General features: G+C 65.6%; 17 protein-coding genes. 7 read left to right on the forward strand and 10 right to left on the reverse strand.

Features of this window, described 5'->3' with window-relative positions:
- Entirely contained in the window at window positions 1–786 is a 786-nt protein-coding gene (locus A5733_RS22615) for a 2-keto-4-pentenoate hydratase (protein ID WP_076241742.1), read from the reverse strand.
- A 73-nt stretch (window positions 787–859) separates the two neighbouring features.
- Between A5733_RS22615 and kstD the strand changes: the two genes are divergently transcribed.
- From kstD to A5733_RS22630, 3 genes are all read left to right on the forward strand, one after another.
- Complete coding sequence (gene kstD / locus A5733_RS22620) at window positions 860–2,539, forward strand: 3-oxosteroid 1-dehydrogenase (protein WP_076241763.1); 1,680 nt, start codon at window positions 860–862, stop codon at window positions 2,537–2,539.
- A complete protein-coding gene (locus A5733_RS22625) occupies window positions 2,540–3,400 on the forward strand; it encodes a MaoC family dehydratase (RefSeq protein WP_076241743.1) in 861 nt (286 codons plus the stop codon).
- A 305-nt stretch (window positions 3,401–3,705) separates the two neighbouring features.
- Entirely contained in the window at window positions 3,706–4,551 is an 846-nt protein-coding gene (locus tag A5733_RS22630) for a hypothetical protein (RefSeq protein WP_076241744.1), read from the forward strand.
- Between the two features lie 55 nt (window positions 4,552–4,606).
- Here the strand turns inward: A5733_RS22630 and A5733_RS22635 are convergent, their stop codons facing one another.
- The 8 genes from A5733_RS22635 to A5733_RS22670 all read right to left on the reverse strand — a co-directional run bounded on the left by A5733_RS22635 (window position 4,607) and on the right by A5733_RS22670 (window position 12,660).
- A complete protein-coding gene (locus A5733_RS22635; protein ID WP_076241764.1) occupies window positions 4,607–5,404 on the reverse strand; it encodes a hypothetical protein in 798 nt (265 codons plus the stop codon).
- A gap of 29 nt (window positions 5,405–5,433) precedes the next feature.
- Window positions 5,434–6,531, reverse strand: coding sequence for a hypothetical protein (locus tag A5733_RS22640; RefSeq protein ID WP_076241745.1), 1,098 nt, complete (start codon window positions 6,529–6,531; stop codon window positions 5,434–5,436).
- 76 nt (window positions 6,532–6,607) lie between these two features.
- Window positions 6,608–7,771, reverse strand: a complete 1,164-nt coding sequence (locus tag A5733_RS22645; RefSeq protein WP_067768651.1) for a lipid-transfer protein — start codon at window positions 7,769–7,771, stop codon at window positions 6,608–6,610.
- Entirely contained in the window at window positions 7,768–8,187 is a 420-nt protein-coding gene (locus A5733_RS22650) for a MaoC family dehydratase (protein WP_142254169.1), read from the reverse strand. The genes A5733_RS22645 and A5733_RS22650 overlap by 4 nt, the downstream gene beginning before the upstream one ends.
- Complete coding sequence (locus A5733_RS22655) at window positions 8,169–9,128, reverse strand: bifunctional MaoC family dehydratase N-terminal/OB-fold nucleic acid binding domain-containing protein (RefSeq protein ID WP_067768646.1); 960 nt, start codon at window positions 9,126–9,128, stop codon at window positions 8,169–8,171. The genes A5733_RS22650 and A5733_RS22655 overlap by 19 nt, the downstream gene beginning before the upstream one ends.
- Window positions 9,129–9,213: 85 nt before the next feature.
- Window positions 9,214–10,377, reverse strand: a complete 1,164-nt coding sequence (gene fadE29, locus A5733_RS22660) for an acyl-CoA dehydrogenase FadE29 (RefSeq protein ID WP_067768644.1) — start codon at window positions 10,375–10,377, stop codon at window positions 9,214–9,216.
- Window positions 10,378–11,382 (reverse strand): acyl-CoA dehydrogenase family protein, encoded by a 1,005-nt coding sequence (locus A5733_RS22665; RefSeq protein WP_067768642.1) that lies wholly within the window; start codon window positions 11,380–11,382, stop codon window positions 10,378–10,380. It lies immediately after the preceding gene.
- A gap of 27 nt (window positions 11,383–11,409) precedes the next feature.
- The gene (locus A5733_RS22670; protein WP_067768640.1) at window positions 11,410–12,660 is read right to left on the reverse strand and encodes a cytochrome P450; all 1,251 of its coding nucleotides are present in this window, start codon (window positions 12,658–12,660) and stop codon (window positions 11,410–11,412) included.
- A 166-nt stretch (window positions 12,661–12,826) separates the two neighbouring features.
- Between A5733_RS22670 and A5733_RS22675 the strand changes: the two genes are divergently transcribed.
- From A5733_RS22675 to A5733_RS22690, 4 genes are all read left to right on the forward strand, one after another.
- Window positions 12,827–13,978 (forward strand): steroid 3-ketoacyl-CoA thiolase, encoded by a 1,152-nt coding sequence (locus A5733_RS22675; RefSeq protein WP_076241746.1) that lies wholly within the window; start codon window positions 12,827–12,829, stop codon window positions 13,976–13,978.
- Window positions 13,978–14,352, forward strand: a complete 375-nt coding sequence (locus tag A5733_RS22680) for a hypothetical protein (protein ID WP_076241747.1) — start codon at window positions 13,978–13,980, stop codon at window positions 14,350–14,352. The genes A5733_RS22675 and A5733_RS22680 overlap by 1 nt, the downstream gene beginning before the upstream one ends.
- An 8-nt stretch (window positions 14,353–14,360) precedes the next feature.
- The gene (locus A5733_RS22685; RefSeq protein ID WP_067768634.1) at window positions 14,361–14,840 is read left to right on the forward strand and encodes a nitroreductase family deazaflavin-dependent oxidoreductase; all 480 of its coding nucleotides are present in this window, start codon (window positions 14,361–14,363) and stop codon (window positions 14,838–14,840) included.
- Between the two features lie 197 nt (window positions 14,841–15,037).
- A complete protein-coding gene (locus tag A5733_RS22690; protein WP_076241748.1) occupies window positions 15,038–16,480 on the forward strand; it encodes a histidine phosphatase family protein in 1,443 nt (480 codons plus the stop codon).
- A 74-nt stretch (window positions 16,481–16,554) separates the two neighbouring features.
- Here the strand turns inward: A5733_RS22690 and A5733_RS22695 are convergent, their stop codons facing one another.
- Window positions 16,555–17,460, reverse strand: coding sequence for an SDR family oxidoreductase (locus A5733_RS22695; protein ID WP_076241749.1), 906 nt, complete (start codon window positions 17,458–17,460; stop codon window positions 16,555–16,557).

A 17,460-nucleotide genomic window follows, 5' to 3' on the forward strand; every position in this document is an offset into this window, starting at 1 on the left:
TTATTCGAAACTCAGTCTTACTGAACCTAACCCGGCGAAGTCTGCGACGAAATCGCTGCCCGGAGGTGCATCTATCGCACGCGTGCACGAGCCCGGCAACACGATGTCCCCGGCCTTCAGACGCACCCCGAAGCTCTCCACCTTGCGGGCCAGCCAGGCCACCGCAGTCACCGGATTTCCCAGCACCGCATCGCTGCGTCCCTCGGCCACGACCTCGCCGTGATTGGTCAGCACGGCGTCGATGTTGCAGATATCGATGTCCTTGGGCGAGACCCGCGCCTCCCCCAACACCCAGCCGGCGCTGGAAGCGTTGTCGGCGATGGTGTCGCACAACTTGATCTGCCAGTTGGTGATGCGGGTGTCGATCAACTCGATCGCCGGGGCGAATGCGGCCGTCGCCGCCAGCACATCCTCCTCGGTGCAACCCGCGCCGGGCAGGTCGTCGGCGAGGATGAATCCGACCTCGACCTCGACCCGGGGGTACAGAAATCGCCCGGACTTGACCGGAACGTCTTCGAAGACCTCCATCTCGTCGAGGAGGTGGCCGTAGTCCGGCTCGTCGACGCCCATCATGTCCTGCATCGCCTTGCTTGACAGACCGACCTTGTGGCCGACGATCTTGGCCCCCTCGGCCACCCGTTGGCGGATGTTGATCAGCTGGATCTCGTAGGCATCCACCACATCGATATCGGGATGGCCATCGGTCAACGGGGTCATCGGAACCCGGCTTCGCTCGGCCTGGGCCAGGTCGGCGGCTAGCTGGGCACGCACCTCGTCACTAAGCATTCTGGTGAAGTCCCCTCACTTCTTTGACCGGGGGTGTTGTTGTATGGCCGGCCAATTCTATAACGTGTTCTACATGACTGGACAGGAGTATGACGTCGTCGTGGTCGGTAGCGGGGCTGCCGGCATGGTCGCCGCCCTCACCGCTGCCCACCAGGGCCTCTCGACAGTAGTCGTAGAAAAGGCCCCGCACTATGGAGGTTCCACTGCGCGGTCAGGTGGCGGGGTGTGGATCCCGAACAACGAGATTCTCAAGCGCGACGGGGTCAAAGACACTCCCGACGCGGCCCGCACCTACCTGCACAAAATCATCGGTGACGTGGTGCCGGCCGAGAAGATCGACACCTACCTCGACCGCTCGCCGGAGATGCTGTCCTTCGTCTTGAAGAACTCGCCGCTCAAGCTGTGCTGGGTGCCCGGGTACTCCGACTACTACCCCGAGACGCCGGGCGGCAAGCCCACCGGCCGCTCAGTGGAACCCAAGCCGTTCAACGCCAAGAAGCTCGGGGTCGACGAGAAGGGCCTGGAGCCGCCGTACGGCAAGGTGCCGATGAACATGGTGGTGATGCAGCAGGATTACGTCCGGCTCAACCAGCTCAAGCGTCATCCCCGCGGTGTGCTGCGCAGCATCAAGGTCGGCGTCCGCTCCGTGTGGGCCAACGCCACCGGCAAGAACCTGGTCGGTATGGGCCGTGCGCTCATCGCCCCGCTGCGCATCGGCCTGCAGAAGGCCGGCGTCCCGGTCCTGCTGAACACCGCGTTGACGGATCTCTACGTCGAGGATGGCGTGGTCCGCGGCATCTACGTTGTCGATCCCCGCGACGCAAATGCCGAACCGCAACTGATCCGCGCCCGTCGCGGCGTGATCCTGGGCTCGGGCGGATTCGAGCACAACGAGCAGATGCGGGTGAAGTACCAGCGGGCGCCCATCACCACCGAGTGGACCGTGGGCGCGGTCGCCAACACCGGCGACGGCATCTTGGCCGCCGAAAAGCAAGGCGCGGCACTCGAATTCATGGAGGACTCCTGGTGGGGACCGACCGTTCCGTTGGTCGACTCCCCGTGGTTCGCGCTGTCCGAGCGCAACTCCCCCGGCTCGATCATCGTCAACATGGCCGGCAAGCGATTCATGAATGAGTCGATGCCGTACGTCGAGGCCGTGCACCACATGTACGGCGGCCAGTACGGCCAGGGTGCGGGCCCCGGCGAGAACATCCCGGCCTGGCTGATCTTCGACCAGCAGTACCGCGACCGCTTCATCTTCGCGGGCCTGCAGCCCGGACAACGTATTCCGAAGAAGTGGCTGGAATCCGGCGTCATCGTCAAGGCTGACACCCTCGAGGAGTTGGCCGCCAAGACCGGCCTGCCCGCCGACGCGTTCGCCGCCACCATCGACCGGTTCAACGGCTTCGCCCGCTCGGGGGTGGACGAGGACTTCCACCGGGGCGACAGCGCGTACGACCGCTACTACGGCGATCCGACCAACAAGCCCAACCCCAACCTCGGTGAGATCAAGCACGGCCCGTTCTACGCGGCCAAGATGGTGCCCGGCGACCTGGGCACCAAGGGCGGTATCCGGACCGATGTGCACGGACGGGCGCTGCGCGACGACGACTCCGTGATCGAGGGCCTCTACGCCGCGGGTAACGTCAGCTCACCGGTGATGGGTCACACCTATCCCGGCCCCGGCGGCACCATCGGTCCCGCCATGACCTGGGGATACCTCGCCGCACTCGACATTGCAGGGAAGAAATAGATGCCGATCGATCTCGACAAGGCGCTGGGCGCCGAGCTGGAACCCATCGAATTCTCCTGGACCAGCAGCGACATTCAGCTGTACCACCTGGGCCTGGGCGCGGGCGCCGATCCGATGAGCGCACGTGAACTGCGCTACCTCGTCGACGACACCCCGCAGGTGCTGCCGACGTTCGGCAATGTGGCCGCCAGCTTCCACATGACCGAGCCGCCCAAGGTGCAGTTCCCCGGCATCGACATCGAGCTGTCCAAGGTGCTGCACGCCAGCGAGGCGGTCAGCGTGCCCGGTCCGATCCCGACCAGCGGCACCGCCAAGTCGGTGCAGCGCTTCACCGAGATCTGGGACAAGGGCAAGGCCGCCGTCATCGTCAGCGAATCCACGGTGACCGATGAATCCGGCACGGTGCTGTGGACCACCAAGCGGTCGATCTTTGCCCGCGGCGAAGGTGGTTTCGGCGGCGAACGTGGCCCGGCCACCTCGGGCGAATTGCCCGATCGCGCACCGGATATCGAGATTGCGTTGCCGACGCTGCCGCAGCAGGCCCTGCTGTACCGGCTGTGCGGTGACCGCAACCCGCTGCACTCGGACCCGACGTTCGCCAAGGCCGCCGGCTTCGACCGGCCGATCCTGCACGGACTGTGCACCTACGGCATCGGCTGCAAGGCCATCGTCGACAACCTGCTCGACGGCGATGTCTCCCAGGTGGCGTCCTACGGAGCGCGCTTTGCCGGCGTGGTGTTCCCCGGCGAGACGCTGCAGGCCAACATCTGGAAGGAAGACGGCAAGTTCATCGGCGTCCTGACCGCACCATCGCGGGACAACGCCGTGGTGCTGTCAGGCGTGGAGCTCGTCCCGGCCTGACGCCGTACCCCGCTGTTTTACCCCGCCCCTTTTCCTCGCTTTGTCACGCTGGGGTGGCTGTCGATGTCGACGGCCACTCCAGCGTGACATTGGCGGGCATTCCAGCCGATATGCCCTCGCCATCGTCACGCCAGCGTGGCCGTCGCTGCCGACAGTCACTCTGGTGTGACAAAGCGAAGGCGATAGCACATCCCGCCATCGACATCATCTGTCACGTCAGCGGGGCTGTGGACAACGGCCGTCACGCTGGCGTTTGTGGATAACCGAGGTGACGGATACGACCTTGCGCTGCAGACTCTCTGACCATGGGGGAACCATTCGTCGGCAGTGAAGCCGTCGCCAACGGCGAGCTGCGCAAGAGCGCGCTACGCACCAAATACACCCGGGTGTTCCGCGACGTCTACGTCAGTCCGGGTACTGAACTCACACCGCTCATCCGCGCCAAGGCCGGTTGGTTGTGGTCCCGTCAACGCGGAATCATCGCCGGTAAATCAGCGGCCGCAGTCCACGGCGCGAAGTGGGTGCCGGCCGACTCACCGCTGGAGATGATTCATTCCAACCGCAATCCCCATGCCGGGCTGCATGTTCGGACTGAGGCGATTGAAGTCGACGAGATCGTCCGTGTCGATGGAGTGCCGATCACTTCAGTCCCCCGTAGCGCACTCGACATCGGCAGTTGGTATCCGCGAGACGATGCCGTGGCAACGCTCGATGCACTGGCTCGCGCAACCGATCTCAAAGCCGCCGACGTCGAGCTGTTGATTCAGCGATATGCCCGTCGGCGAGGTGTTCAGCGCGCGCGGATTGCCTTGGATCTCATGGACGGTGGTGCTCAGTCACCACAGGAAACCTGGCTTCGGCTGGCCCTCATCGATGGTGGTCTACCTCGACCGCGAACTCAGATCCCGGTTTCCGACGGCCCAGGTGACCCGTTCGCCTTTCTCGACATGGGCTGGGACGACATCAAAGTCGCTGCCGAGTACGACGGCGAGGACCACCGCGCCAGCAATTGGCGGTACAACTGGGACCTCAGGCGCGCCGAGCGGATACAACGACAAGGCTGGCTCAACGTCCGAGTGGCCGCCGGTGTCCGTAAAAGCGAAATTCTGCAACGGGTGAATGCCGCACGGGCACAACGATTGTCACGCTAGCGTGGCATTTGACGGCGAGGGCCACTCTGGCGTGACAGTCGCCGGCGGGCGGCGACTACATCCGCTTCCAGAGATCGTCCGGGCTGGAATGACGCGGGGCCTCCGGGGCCACCGGAACCGGACCGGGCGCCGGGTGGCTCGGCGCAGCAGGAGCCGCCGCGGCGGGCGGCGCCGACGCAGGCGGAGCCGACGAAACGGGAGGCGCCGAATGCGGAGCCGCCGACGCGGCCCCACCGGAACGGTCGTTCAGCTGCGACTCGCGAGCCTCCAGCCCGGCCTCGCGCCGGTCCTGTGCAGTATCGCGATCGTTCTGCTGTGCCTCGCGGTCGTTTTGTTGCTTGTCCCGCTCGTTGAGCTTGGCTTCGCGTTCGTCCTGCTGCTGTTGGGGGTTCGGCCCACCGGGACCGCCTGGGCCGCCGGGCTGGCCGGCGCCGGGTGCACCGCCGCCGCTCTCTCCGCCGCCCTTGGCGCCTTCCATGGCCTTCATCAACGGCTCCATCAGTGAGCCGAACTGCCCGCCCATCTGACCTGCCATCTGAGCGGGTTGACCGGCCATCTGGCCCATCTGGCCGAGCTGCCCCATCATCTGGCTGAGCTGACCGACACCCTGCCCACCGGACTCGTCAGCCTTCTCGTAAGCCCCCTGGGCGTCGGAGAGCTTGCCGTTGAACATGTTCTCTTTGGCCGACAGCGCTGTCACATTCGTGGTCAGCGACGCAGCCAGCGTCGGCACGATTCCAGCGATCGTCATGCTCATCGCGTCCTCGCCGGGCTGAATGGCCGGCAGGTCCGGCAGCTGTACCTCGCCGGGGCTCCAGTTGAGCGCACCGGGAGTTGTGAGCGGACTAGACACCGTTGCCACCTCTTTCCCGTCGCGACAGATCACCAATCGTCGTCATCGTCGACCTCCCCCAGATCATGTTCCAATGCGGCCGGTGCGACCAGGCCTGCTGCGGTGCCTCCGCCGCCACCGCCACGCTGTCCGCCGCCCATCATGCCCATACCGCCGCCCATGCCGCCGCCCGCTGCATTGGCGGCGGCCAGCGGCGCGACGCCACCGATCACGGCGGCGCTGGCCCCGGGGTCGACCGACACCGGCGCGGTGCTGCCGCCGACCATCTTCGCCAACAAGGGAGTCTGCGGGCTACCGCCGCCGGCCCCGCCGGGCAGACCGGCCGACTTCACCAGGCCCGCACCGCTGCTCGGCCCAGACCCACCGGCCAACGGGTGATTCGAGAACGCCGAGAACGGGCTGGCGCCACCGCCGGTGCCCTTCCCGCCCGAACCGAGCATCGACGTCAGCTGCTGAAGCGGCTGTGACAGCTGCTGCAACGGCTGGGCGAGCTGCTGAGGAATCTGCCCGGCCATCTGCGGAATCTGCCCCAGCATCTGCGGCAGCTGGCTGATCATCTGCAGCATCTGATCGGCACCCTTTTGCGCGGCCTGCTGTGCCTGGGCGGTGGGTGGCGTGCCGACCTGCGGGAGGTTGGCGATGGTGCTGAGGCTGCTGGCCATCTCGGAGCTGGCCGCCGAAACCGTCGCGATGTTCTGCGAGAGCCCCATCTTGATCCGGCTCTCGATCAGCTCCTGCTTGTTGCTGAACGGCAGCGCCTGCAAAGCCATGACCTCTTGCTGAACCTCTTCGGCCGCGGCATTGAGCATGGTCTTGGTCTGCACCACGGCTGCGGCCATCTGGGTCAACGCGGTGGCGATGGCCTGCGCCTGGGCGGCGTTAGCCTCGTGCCCGGCGATCATTCCGGTCGCCTCACCCGACGCCGCCAGCGAGGCACCGCCCTGCCACTCCCCGGTGAGCTTCGAGAGTTGGCTGGTCTGTTGAGGAACGACGGAGCCGCTGATCTTCGTCGCGACCTTGGTGTACGACGCCGCCGCTGCGGTCAGCTGGTCCTCATCGATATTCGGCCAAGCCGGTCCCTGCAACGTCTGCGACCCGTACGGGCTGCTGTCGCGCGGCATCCCCATGCCACGGCCCCCTTCTACGCGTGGTGCACATCCGGAGCAAACATTACCGTGCCATGCGGCGGTGACAATGCACCTTTTATCCCAAGATCAACCCGGAAGTCGGCACCCCGGTGCCCGCGGTGACCAGCACGTGCTCGACGCCCTCAACCTGGTTCACCGAGGTGCCCCGCAACTGGCGCACACCTTCGGCGATGCCGTTCATGCCATGGATGTAGGCCTCACCGAGCTGACCACCGTGGGTGTTGATCGGCAGCCGGCCACCGATCTCGATGGCACCGTCGGCAATGAAGTCCTTCGCCTCACCCTTGCCGCAGAAGCCGAGCTCCTCGAGCTGGATCAGCGTGTAGGGCGTGAAGTGGTCGTAGAGGACCGCGGTCTGGATGTCGGCGGGCGACAGACCGCTCTGCTCCCAGAGCTGACGTCCCACCAGGCCCATCTCGGGTAGGCCGAGCTCGTCGCGGTAGTACGAGTACATCGTGAACTGGTCGGTGCCTGCGCCCTGGGCGGCCGCCTCGATGATCGCCGGCCGGTGCTTGAGATCCTTGGCCCGCTCGGGGGTGGTGACGACGATGGCCACGCCACCGTCGGTCTCCTGGCAGCAGTCCAGCAGACGCAGCGGCTCGGCGATCCACCGGGAATTCTGGTGATCCTCGATGGTGATCGGCTTGCCGTAGAAGTGCGCCTTCGGATTGTTGGCGGCGTGCTTGCGATCGGCCACCGACACCGCACCGAAATCGGCGCTGGTAGCGCCATATTCGTGCATGTACCGCTGGGCAATCATGGCCACCGAGGCGGCCGGCGTGCTCAACCCGTGCGGGTAGGACCAGCTGTACTCGACGCCGCGCGAATCGGCGTTGACGGTCAGGCCGGTCATCACCTGCCCGAACCGGAACTCCGAGCGCTCATTGAAGGCTCGGTACGCCACAACGACTTCCGCGACACCGGTCGCGACGGCCAGCGCCGCCTGTTGGACGGTCGCTGCCGCGGCACCGCCGCCATAACCGATCTGGCTGAAGAACTTCAGGTCGCCGATCCCGGTGGATCGGGCCACGGCGGTCTCCAGGTTGGAGTCCATCGTGAACGTGACCAGACCGTCGACGTCCGAGGGCGCCAGGCCCGCGTCGTCGAGCGCGTCGAGCACCGCCTCGGCGGCCAGACGCAGTTCACTACGACCGGAGTTCTTGGAGAAGTCGGTGGCACCGATCCCGGCGATCGCTGCCTTGCCGGACAAGCCGCTCATGCCTGGTCTCCCAAAGTAAGCGTGGCCGTGGCGATCACGTGATCGCCGAGGCTGTTGGATCCGGTCACCTTGACGGTCACCACATCATCCTCGATCGCGGTCACCTCACCACGGAACGTCACGGTGTCATATGCGTACCACGGCACGCCGAGGCGCAACCCGATCGACTTGATCCGCGCCGACGGCCCCGCCCAGTCGGTGAGGTACCGCTGGACCAGCCCGGTGTCGGTGAGGATGTTGACGAAGATGTCCTTGGATCCCTTGGCCTGCGCCTTGTCCCGATCGTGGTGCACGTCCTGGTAGTCGCGGGTGGCGATGGCCGTGGACACGATGAACGTCGGGTCTCCGTAGAAGGCGAGCTCGGGCAGCTTCTGCCCGACGGTTGCGACGGGCGCGCTCACTTGGCCGGCTCCCATGCGTAGAGCGTCCATGCCGGGCTGACCTCGCTGTCCGGGAAGTCGATAAAGGTTGCGCGCACGGGCATTCCGATCTCCACCTTGTCGGTGTCCACATTGCGCAGCTCACCGAGCATGCGCACGCCTTCTTCGAGTTCCACCAGCGCGATGACGAACGGCAGGCTGCGGCCCGGCACCTTGGGCGCGTGGTGCACGACATAGCTGAACACCGTGCCGTTGCCCGAGGCCACGACATACTCGATCGGTTCTTCTTTGGCCTGCCACACCGCAGGCACCGGCGGATGCTGCAGCGAGCCGTCCGGACGCTTCTGGATGCGCAGCTCGTGCGCGTTCACACCGTCCCAGAAGAACTGGGTGTCCTTCGACGATGCCGGACGCATCAGCTTGTCCGGGTCGAGGTCCTCGGGAACAGCCGGTTTGTCGGCCGCCCGTGGCTTGAATTTCATGATGCGCCAGTTCATCTCGGCGACAGTCTCGGTCTCACCGACGTCACCGACGGTCCAGGTGATGAGCTGGTTGATGAAGAAGCTTTCACCCAGCGCAGTTTGCTTGGGGCCCACCACGTCGACGATCTCGGCGTGGATGGTGACTTCTTCGCCGGGCTGCAGGTACCGGTGGTAGGTCTGCTCACAGTTCGTCGCGACCACCCCGACATATCCGGCATCGTCGAAGAGCTTCATGATCTTCGACAGCGGATCGTCGTCGGATCGACCCTGACCCAACCCGCCCATCGTCCACACCTGGATCATCGCCGGCGGCGCGACGACGCCGGGATGACCGGCGGCCTTGGCCGCTTCGGCATCGACGTAGATGGGGTTCTTGTCGCCGATGGCGTCGACCCAGTGGTGAATCATCGGCTGGTTCACCGGGTCTCGGCCCGCACGCGGCTCGCTCGTACCGGCCGCCTTGATCTTCTCGATTCCGGCCTGCAGATCACTCATCGGCGTACTCCCCGTCGAAAGTGAAGTTGTTTGCGAGAATCGGACAATTTCTCGCCATCGAGTTCACGCTCGACGTCGTCCACCATCATCGCGGAACCCTCGGCACGCGCAGACCCGACGCCGCAATCATCTCCCGCATCACCTCGTTGACTCCACCACCGAAGGTGATGACCAGGTTGCGCTTGGCCATCTTGTCCAGCCACACCAGCAATTCGGCGGTCTCCGGGTCGGCGGGGTTGCCGTACTTGCCGACGATCTCCTCGGCCAGCCGGCCGACTTCCTGGATCCGTTCGGTGGAGAACACCTTGGTGGCCGCGGCATCGGCCACGGCGATCGTCTCGCCGGAGGCGGCCACCTGCCAGTTGAGCAGCTCGTTGATCCGCCAGATCGACTTGATCTGCCCGAGAAGGCGTTTCACGTCGTCGTGCTCGATCGGGGTGACCCCGTCCGAACCGGGCTTGGACGCCCAGGCGTGCACCTGGTCGTAGATGCCGGCGACGCGGCCGGCCGGGCCCAGACCGACCCGCTCGTGGTTGAGCTGGGTGGTGATGAGCTTCCAGCCGCCGTTCTCCTCCCCGACGAGCATGTCGGCGGGCACGTGCACGTCGTTGTAGTACGACGCGTTGGTGTGGTGCGCACCGTCGGACAGGATGATCGGGGTCCAGGAGTAACCCGGATCCTTGGTGTCGACGATCAGGATCGAGATGCCCTTGTGCTTGGCGGCCGTGGGATCGGTCCGGCAGGCCAGCCAGATGTAGTCGGCATCGTGGGCGCCGGTGGTCCACATCTTCTGCCCGTTGACGATGTACTCATCGCCATGCCGCACCGCGGTGGTACGCAGCGAGGCCAGGTCCGTTCCGGCGTCGGGCTCGGAGTAGCCGATCGCGAAATGCACGTCACCGGAAAGGATGCCGGGCAGGAACTTCTTCTTCTGCTCCTCGGTGCCCAGCGCCTGCAGGGTGGGGCCCACTGTCTGCAGCGTGACCATCGGCAACGGGATGTCCGCGCGGTTGGCCTCGTTGATGAAGATCTGCTGCTCGACCGGGCCGAAACCCAGACCGCCGTACTCCTTGGGCCAGCCGACACCGAGCTTGCCGTCGCTGCCCATCCGCTTGATCACCGTGCGGTAGGCCTCGTTGTGCCGATCGGACTCCATCGCCTTGGCTTCTTCGGGCGTGATGAGAGTCGAGAAGTATTCGCGCAGTTCGGCTTGTAGCGCCCGCTGTTCGGGCGTCAGATCGATGAACATTTACGCTCCCACCAGGTCGAGGCGATGCGACGGACCACCCAACAACCGGGTCAGATCCTTGATCGAGGAGTAGTAGCGGTCCATCGGGTAGGTGATGTCCATACCCATACCGCCGTGCAGGTGATGGCACAGCCGCATGGCCGGCGCGGCCTGCGAGGTCAGCCAGTAACCCAGGATGCCCAGATCCTCGTCGGCGTCGAGACCTTCCGACAGCCGCCACAGCGCCGACGTGGACACCAAAGAGATTGTCCGCGAGGCGATGTAGACCTCCGACAACTGGGCAGCCACGGTCTGGAACGTCGACAGCGGGCGACCGAACTGCTCGCGGGTGGCCACATAGTCGGCGGTCAACCGCAGGGCACCGGCGACCAATCCGGCCGCGAACGCCCCGGTGACCGCCAGCGCCAACTCGTTGACCCGGTGCGCCGTCGCGCCCTCGAGCACGTCGGCGGCATCCACGGTGACGTCGGCGAAGGTGACGACGTACTCATCCGAACCGTTGGCGGTCGGGGTCTTGGTGACCGTCACACCGTCGGCCGTGGGCGACACGACGACCACCGCGTTGTCGGCGGTGACCACCAGCCACTTGGCCGTCTCGGCATACGGCACACCGGTTTTGGTGCCGTTGAGCTTGCCGTCGGCATAGTTGGCGGAAGGCCGCTCCGGCAGCTGCTGCCCGGGCTCGTTGAGCGCGGCGGAGAGCACCGCACCGGTGGCAACCCCGGACAGATACCGGTCCTGCTGGGCATCGGAGGCCAAATCGAGCAGCGGCACCAGCCCGAGACCGAGGGTGGCCAGCGCCGGGCTGATCGTGCCGTGGCGGCCGATCTCGGTGAGCGCGGTGGACAACTCGGACAGGCCCAGCCCGTCTCCCCCGAGGCGTTCCGGCACTCCCAGCGCCGCAACACCACCGGAAACCAGTGCATCCCAGGTGTTGTCGCGTTCCAGAACAGAGGTCACCACATCGGCGACAGCCTGCTGCTCCGGGTTCGGTGTGAAATCCACCCGAATCCTCCTCGATTCGTTAGACGATCAATGGCTGACCGGGCACTTACCCGTGTAGTCCACGGGCCAGTGCTTGATACCGTTGAGCCATCCGGACTTCAGCCGCTCCGGCTCGCCGATCGGCTTGAGGTCGGGCATGTGGTCGGCGACGGCGTTGAAGATCAGGTTGATCGTCAGACGGGCCAGGTTGGCGCCGATGCAGTAGTGCGCGCCGGTGCCGCCGAAACCCACATGCGGGTTCGGGTCACGCAGGATGTTGAACGTGTACGGGTCGTCGAACACCGTCTCGTCGAAGTTGGCCGAGCGGTAGGACATCACCACTCGCTCACCGGCCTTGATCTTGACGCCGGCGATCTCGGTGTCCTCGCTGGCGGTGCGCTGGAACGCCGAAACCGGTGTGGCCCAACGGATGATCTCGTCGACGGCGGTCTTGGGACGTTCCTTCTTGAAGAGCTCCCACTGGTCGGGGTTCTGCGAGAACGCGATCATGCCGTGGGTGATCGAGTTGCGACTGGTCTCGTTGCCCGCCACCGCCAGCATGATGACGAAGAAGCCGAACTCGTCGTCAGACAGCTTCTCGCCGTCGATGTCGGCCTGGATCAGCTTGGTGACGATGTCGTCGGTCGGGTTCTTGCCCCGCTCCTCGGCCATCTTCATGGCGTAGGTGATGACCTCGAAGGAGGACATGGCCGGATCGATGTCGGCGTATTCGGGATCGTCGCCGGCGGTCATCTCGTTGGACCAGCGGAACAGCTTGTCGCGATCATCCTGGGGCACACCCAGCAGCTCGGCGATGGCCTGCAACGGCAGCTCACAGGACACCTGCTCGACGAAGTCGCCGGAGTTGGACGCCGCGGCGTTCTTGGCGATCTGCTGCGCACGGTTGTTCAGCTCGTCCTCGAGGCGCGAGAGCGCACGCGGGGTGAAACCGCGGGAGATGATCTTGCGCAGTCGGGTGTGATGCGGGGCATCCATGTTGAGCAGCACGGCGCGCTGCAGATCGACGGCCTCGCGGGTCATCTCCTGCGGCCACACCGGGATCGCCCCGTTCATCGCGCTGGAGAACACGTCGCTGCGCAGCGAGACGTCCTTGACGTCCTCGTGCCGGGTGACCAGCCAGTAACCCTTGTCGCCGAAGCCGCCGGTGCCGCCGGGCACGTCGACCCAGCGAACGGGCTCGGCCTTGCGCAACTCGGCAAGTTCCTCGACCGGCAGCCCCTTGAGGTTGAGCTCGGAATCGAGGAAGTCGAAGTCCTTGGGGATGTTCGGGCAGCCCATGTGTCTACTCCTTGGGTTTGTAGCAAGCCGTGCGCGTAGCCAGCAATGCTTGAAACAACGTGGTCTAGTACCAATTGAGACCATTGAAACACGGCTTGACCGCAGATCAAAGGTAGTGATGCATCGGCGCTTGTCAGAGTAATGAAACGTGTTCTAGCCTGGCTTCATGGGTAACCCTGTCATCGTCGAAGCCACCCGCAGCCCCATCGGTAAGCGCAACGGCTGGTTGTCCGGTCTGCACGCCACCGAGCTGCTCGGCGCCGTCCAGAAGGCCCTCGTAGAGAAGGCCGGGATTGACGCCGGTCAGGTGGAGCAGGTCATCGGTGGCTGTGTCACGCAGTATGGCGAACAGGCGAACAACGTCACGCGGCAGTCCTGGTTGATCGCCGGCCTGCCCGAGCATGTCGGCGCCACCAGCATCGACTGCCAGTGCGGCAGCGCCCAGCAGGCCAACCACCTGGTCGCCGGATTGATCGCCGCCGGCGCCATCGACATCGGCATCGCCTGCGGCATCGAGGCGATGAGCCGGGTGGGTCTCGGCGCCAACGGTGGCGGCGCCCGGGCGGCCTCGTGGGATATCGACCTGCCCAACCAGTTCGAAGCCGCCGAGCGGATCGCCAAGCGTCGCGGCCTCACCCGCGCGGACGTCGACGCACTCGGCCTGGCCTCGCAGACCCGGGCCAAGCAGGCCTGGGCCGAGGGCCGGTTCGACCGGGAGATCTCCCCGATCGTCGCGCCGGTGATCGACGAGAACAAGCAGCCGACGGCCGAGCTGAACACCGTCAGCCGCGACCAGGGTCTGCGCGACACCACCGCCGAAGGCTTGGCCTCGCTGAAGCCGGTGATGGAAGGTGGTATCCACACCGCGGGTACATCGTCGCAGATCTCCGACGGTGCGGCCGCCGTGCTGTGGATGGACGAAGACAAGGCGAAGGCCCTCGGCCTGAAGCCGCGGGCACGCATCGTCGCGCAGGCCAACGTCGGCGCCGAGACCTACTACCACCTCGACGGCCCGGTGCAGTCCACCGCCAGGGTGTTGGAGAAGGCCGGCATGAAGCTCGGGGACATCGACCTGGTCGAGATCAACGAGGCCTTCGCCTCCGTCGTGCTGTCGTGGGCGCAGGTGCACGGCGCCGACATGGACAAGGTCAACGTCAACGGCGGCGCCATCGCCCTGGGACACCCCGTCGGGTCGACCGGTTCACGGTTGATCACCACGGCGCTGCACGAGTTGGAGCGCACCGGCAAGAGCACCGCGCTGATCACCATGTGCGCCGGCGGAGCGTTGTCCACCGGAACGATCATCGAGCGCATCTAGTGGCATTCAGTGAAGCTCAGCGCATCGCGGCCGCACAGGCCTACATCGATGCGCTGGCCAGCCACGATGCCAGTGCGGTGCCGTTCGCACCGCACTGCACGCGCACCGAGATCGGCTTGAAGACAGGTTTTTCCGGCAAGCAGATGCGCCGCGATCTGGATCGCGGCCCGCAGTATCGGGTGATCAAGTCGATCTCGACGCCGGAGTTCACGGTGTCCGGCGACGAGGTCCGGGCGCGGTTCGAATTGCTGACCAAGCCGACGCTGGCCGGTCGGCGCGTCGGCGCCCGCATCGACGAGACGTTCGTGATCCCGGAATCCGACGGTCAGATCCATCGGATCACAGCCAGCATCCGGCCCTTCATCGCACGTTAAGGTCACTCATGCCCGAGACTCCCCGCCCGCTGTCCCCCAAGCAGGTCGAACGCCTCAACGCGAAATCGACCGGTACCGCGATCAAATGGATGTCGCGGGCGCAGACCTGGATCTTCAAAAAGTCCGGTGGGCGCCTGGGCGACAAATTCCTGCGGGGCGCCCAGGTCGGCATCTTGACCACGATCGGGCGCAAGTCGGGCGAGGAACGCGACAGTCCGTTGCTGTATCTGCAGGAGGGCAAGCGCATCGTGCTCGTCGCTTCGCAGGGTGGCCGGGCGACCAACCCGATGTGGTACCTGAACCTGGTGGCCAATCCCAAGGTGAAGTTCCAGACCAAGCACGAGACGCTTGAGCTCACCGCACGCGACGCCACCGATACCGAACGCGACGAGTACTGGCCCAAGTTGGACGCGATGTATGCCGACTTCGCGAACTACCGGTCCTATACCGACCGCAAGATCCCGATCGTCATCTGCGACCCCGCCTGACGCTGCGACCGCACCACGCCCTCGGACTTTCGTCCGGGGGCGTTTTGCGTTGTCAGCGGCCGCGGAACCGGTGAATTACGAAACTGTCCGTAGCTGAATTGACGGGTGAACACAATTTTGATTATGTTCTGTGAGCCCGCCCACAGTGAACGGCAAGTGAGCGGCAGCCCACATTTTCGTGAACCGATGGAGACCCTATGCAACGACCCACCCGCCGCCGCCGGGCTGCCGGTGCCGCCGCGACCACGCTGACCGCATGTTCGCTGTTCGCGGCCGCGACTCTGCCTGCCGCCGCCATGACCGTGACGTTCATCCGGCATGCCGAGTCACAGGCCAACGCCTCGGGCTACATCGACACCAGCACACCCGGGCCGCATCTGACCAATGACGAAGTCGACCAGACCGGCGGACTGACCGGCGAGGAGCAGGCGCAGGCGTGGGCCAATGGCCAGTCCGCCACCGCGTTCGACGCGCTCTACGCCTCGACCATGATCCGCACCCAGGAAACCGCGGCGCCGTTCGCCGAGAAGAGCGGCTTGCCGGTGACGATCCTGGGTTCCTACGATCCGACCCGCCCGCAGCGGAACTCCGGCGTCCAGGAAATCAGTGCCGGCATTTTCGAGGGCTTGTCCGAAAAGGAGGGCGTCGGCCGCATCGGCTACATCCTCGCCCCGTTGGCCTGGACGTTGGGCCTGCAGTTCGTCTCGGTGCCCGGCGGGGAGAGTGGCCTGGAGTTCAACGAGCGGGTGACGAACGCGCTTGCCGACGTCGAGGCCAACACCACCGACACCAACGGCGACCACCAGATCGACGCCGCGGTCTTCTCCCACGGCGCCACCATCATGATGTGGACGTTGATGAACGTCGACAATCCGAGCTTGACGCTCCTGGCGAACACGCTGGACAACACCGACACCGTGGTGGTCACGCAGAACGATGACGGCAGTTGGCATCTGGTGAGCTGGAACGGCCAAGAAGTCGGCGAGGCCGACTATGCGACCAAGATGTTCGTCAACGTACGCGATCTGATCGTGGCGCCCCAGAAGGCGATCTACGACATGCGCCTGCCTGTCCTGTCGTTCGACCCTGAGTCCATTGCGGACGCCGGCGCCAAGGGCATTCAGGATGTCGGCAAGGCGACGGTGAAGTTCGTCAGCGATTCGATCAACGACACCGTCGAGGCGATCGCCGGCATTCCCGGCTCGCTGAACAAGTCCACATCGCAGCAGTCCAAGGTCGGGATCCAGAACACTGCCGCCCAGACCGATGAGCCGGTTGCCGACAAGGCCACCGAGCCGACGGTCGAGCAGGACGTCGAGCAGGTGACCGAGAACGTCAGCAACGAGGTCACCGAAAAGGCAGCTGCGCGCACCACATTGGTGCAGAACAGGATCTCGAGTACCCGTACCGCCAACGGTGCGACCAAGCTGGTCGCAGGCAACAAGGTGGAGCCGGGCAAGGCACTGTCCGCGATGCGAGACCGGGCCGATCGCGCTTCAGACGAGGTGCGCAGCGGGATCGAGTCCTCGGTCCAGCGCGCCCGCGAGACCGTCAAGAAGCTCGCCGGTGCCGACAAGCAGGACAAGAAGGACGGCAAGGCCGGCGAGAAGGCGAAGTCCGCCGGTAAGGACGCCGCCTGATCTGCCGACCAGACGTAAACCGGTACCAAATCGCTTGATTTGGTACCGGTTTGCGTCTGCTCGCGGGAGGAAAATTAGGCGCCGTAGACGGGGACTGCCGGGCGGGCTTTGGCCAACAGGTCATTGACGACGGGGCCCAGCTCGGCCGGATCCCACTTGGCGCCCTTGTCGATCTCGGGGCCATGCGCCCAGCCCTCGGCGACGCGGATCTTGCCGCCCTCGACCTCGAACACCTTGCCGGTCACGTCCTTGGACTCGACACTGCCCAACCACACCAGCAGCGGTGAGACGTTCTCCGGAGCCATGGCGTCGAAGGCCTGGTCCTGGGTGGCCATCATGTCGGCGAACACGGTCTCGGTCATCCGGGTGCGCGCCGAGGGTGCGATGGCGTTGACGCTGACGCCGTAACGGCCCATCTCCGCGGCGGCGACCAAGGTGAGTGCGGCGATGCCGGCCTTGGCGGCGCTGTAATTCGCCTGTCCCACACTGCCTTGCAGGCCGGCGCCCGAGCTGGTGTTGATGATGCGCGCATCGACAGTGTTGCCCGCCTTGGACTGGGCGCGCCAGTGGGCCGCGGCGTGCTTCATCGTGGCGAAGTGCCCCTTGAGGTGCACGGCGGTGACGGCGTCGAACTCCTCTTCGGAGGTGTTTGCGAACATCCGGTCGCGCACGATGCCGGCATTGTTCACGAGAACGTCGAGCCCGCCGAAGGAATCGACCGCAGTCTGGATCAGGGCCTCGGCCTGTGCCCAGTCCGCGACGTTGGAGCCGTTGGCGACGGCTTCGCCTCCGGCGGCGACGATCTCGTCGACCACACCCTGGGCGGCGCTACCGCCGCCGGCCGGTGAGCCGTCCAGACCCACGCCGATGTCGTTGACCACGACGCGTGCGCCTTCGGCCGCGAACGCCAGCGCGTGTGCGCGGCCCAGGCCGCCGCCGGCGCCCGTCACGATGACCACCCGGCCGTCCAGAAGTCCCAT

This window comes from Mycobacterium sp. NS-7484 (genome assembly GCF_001953975.1).
Taxonomy (GTDB): domain Bacteria; phylum Actinomycetota; class Actinomycetes; order Mycobacteriales; family Mycobacteriaceae; genus Mycobacterium.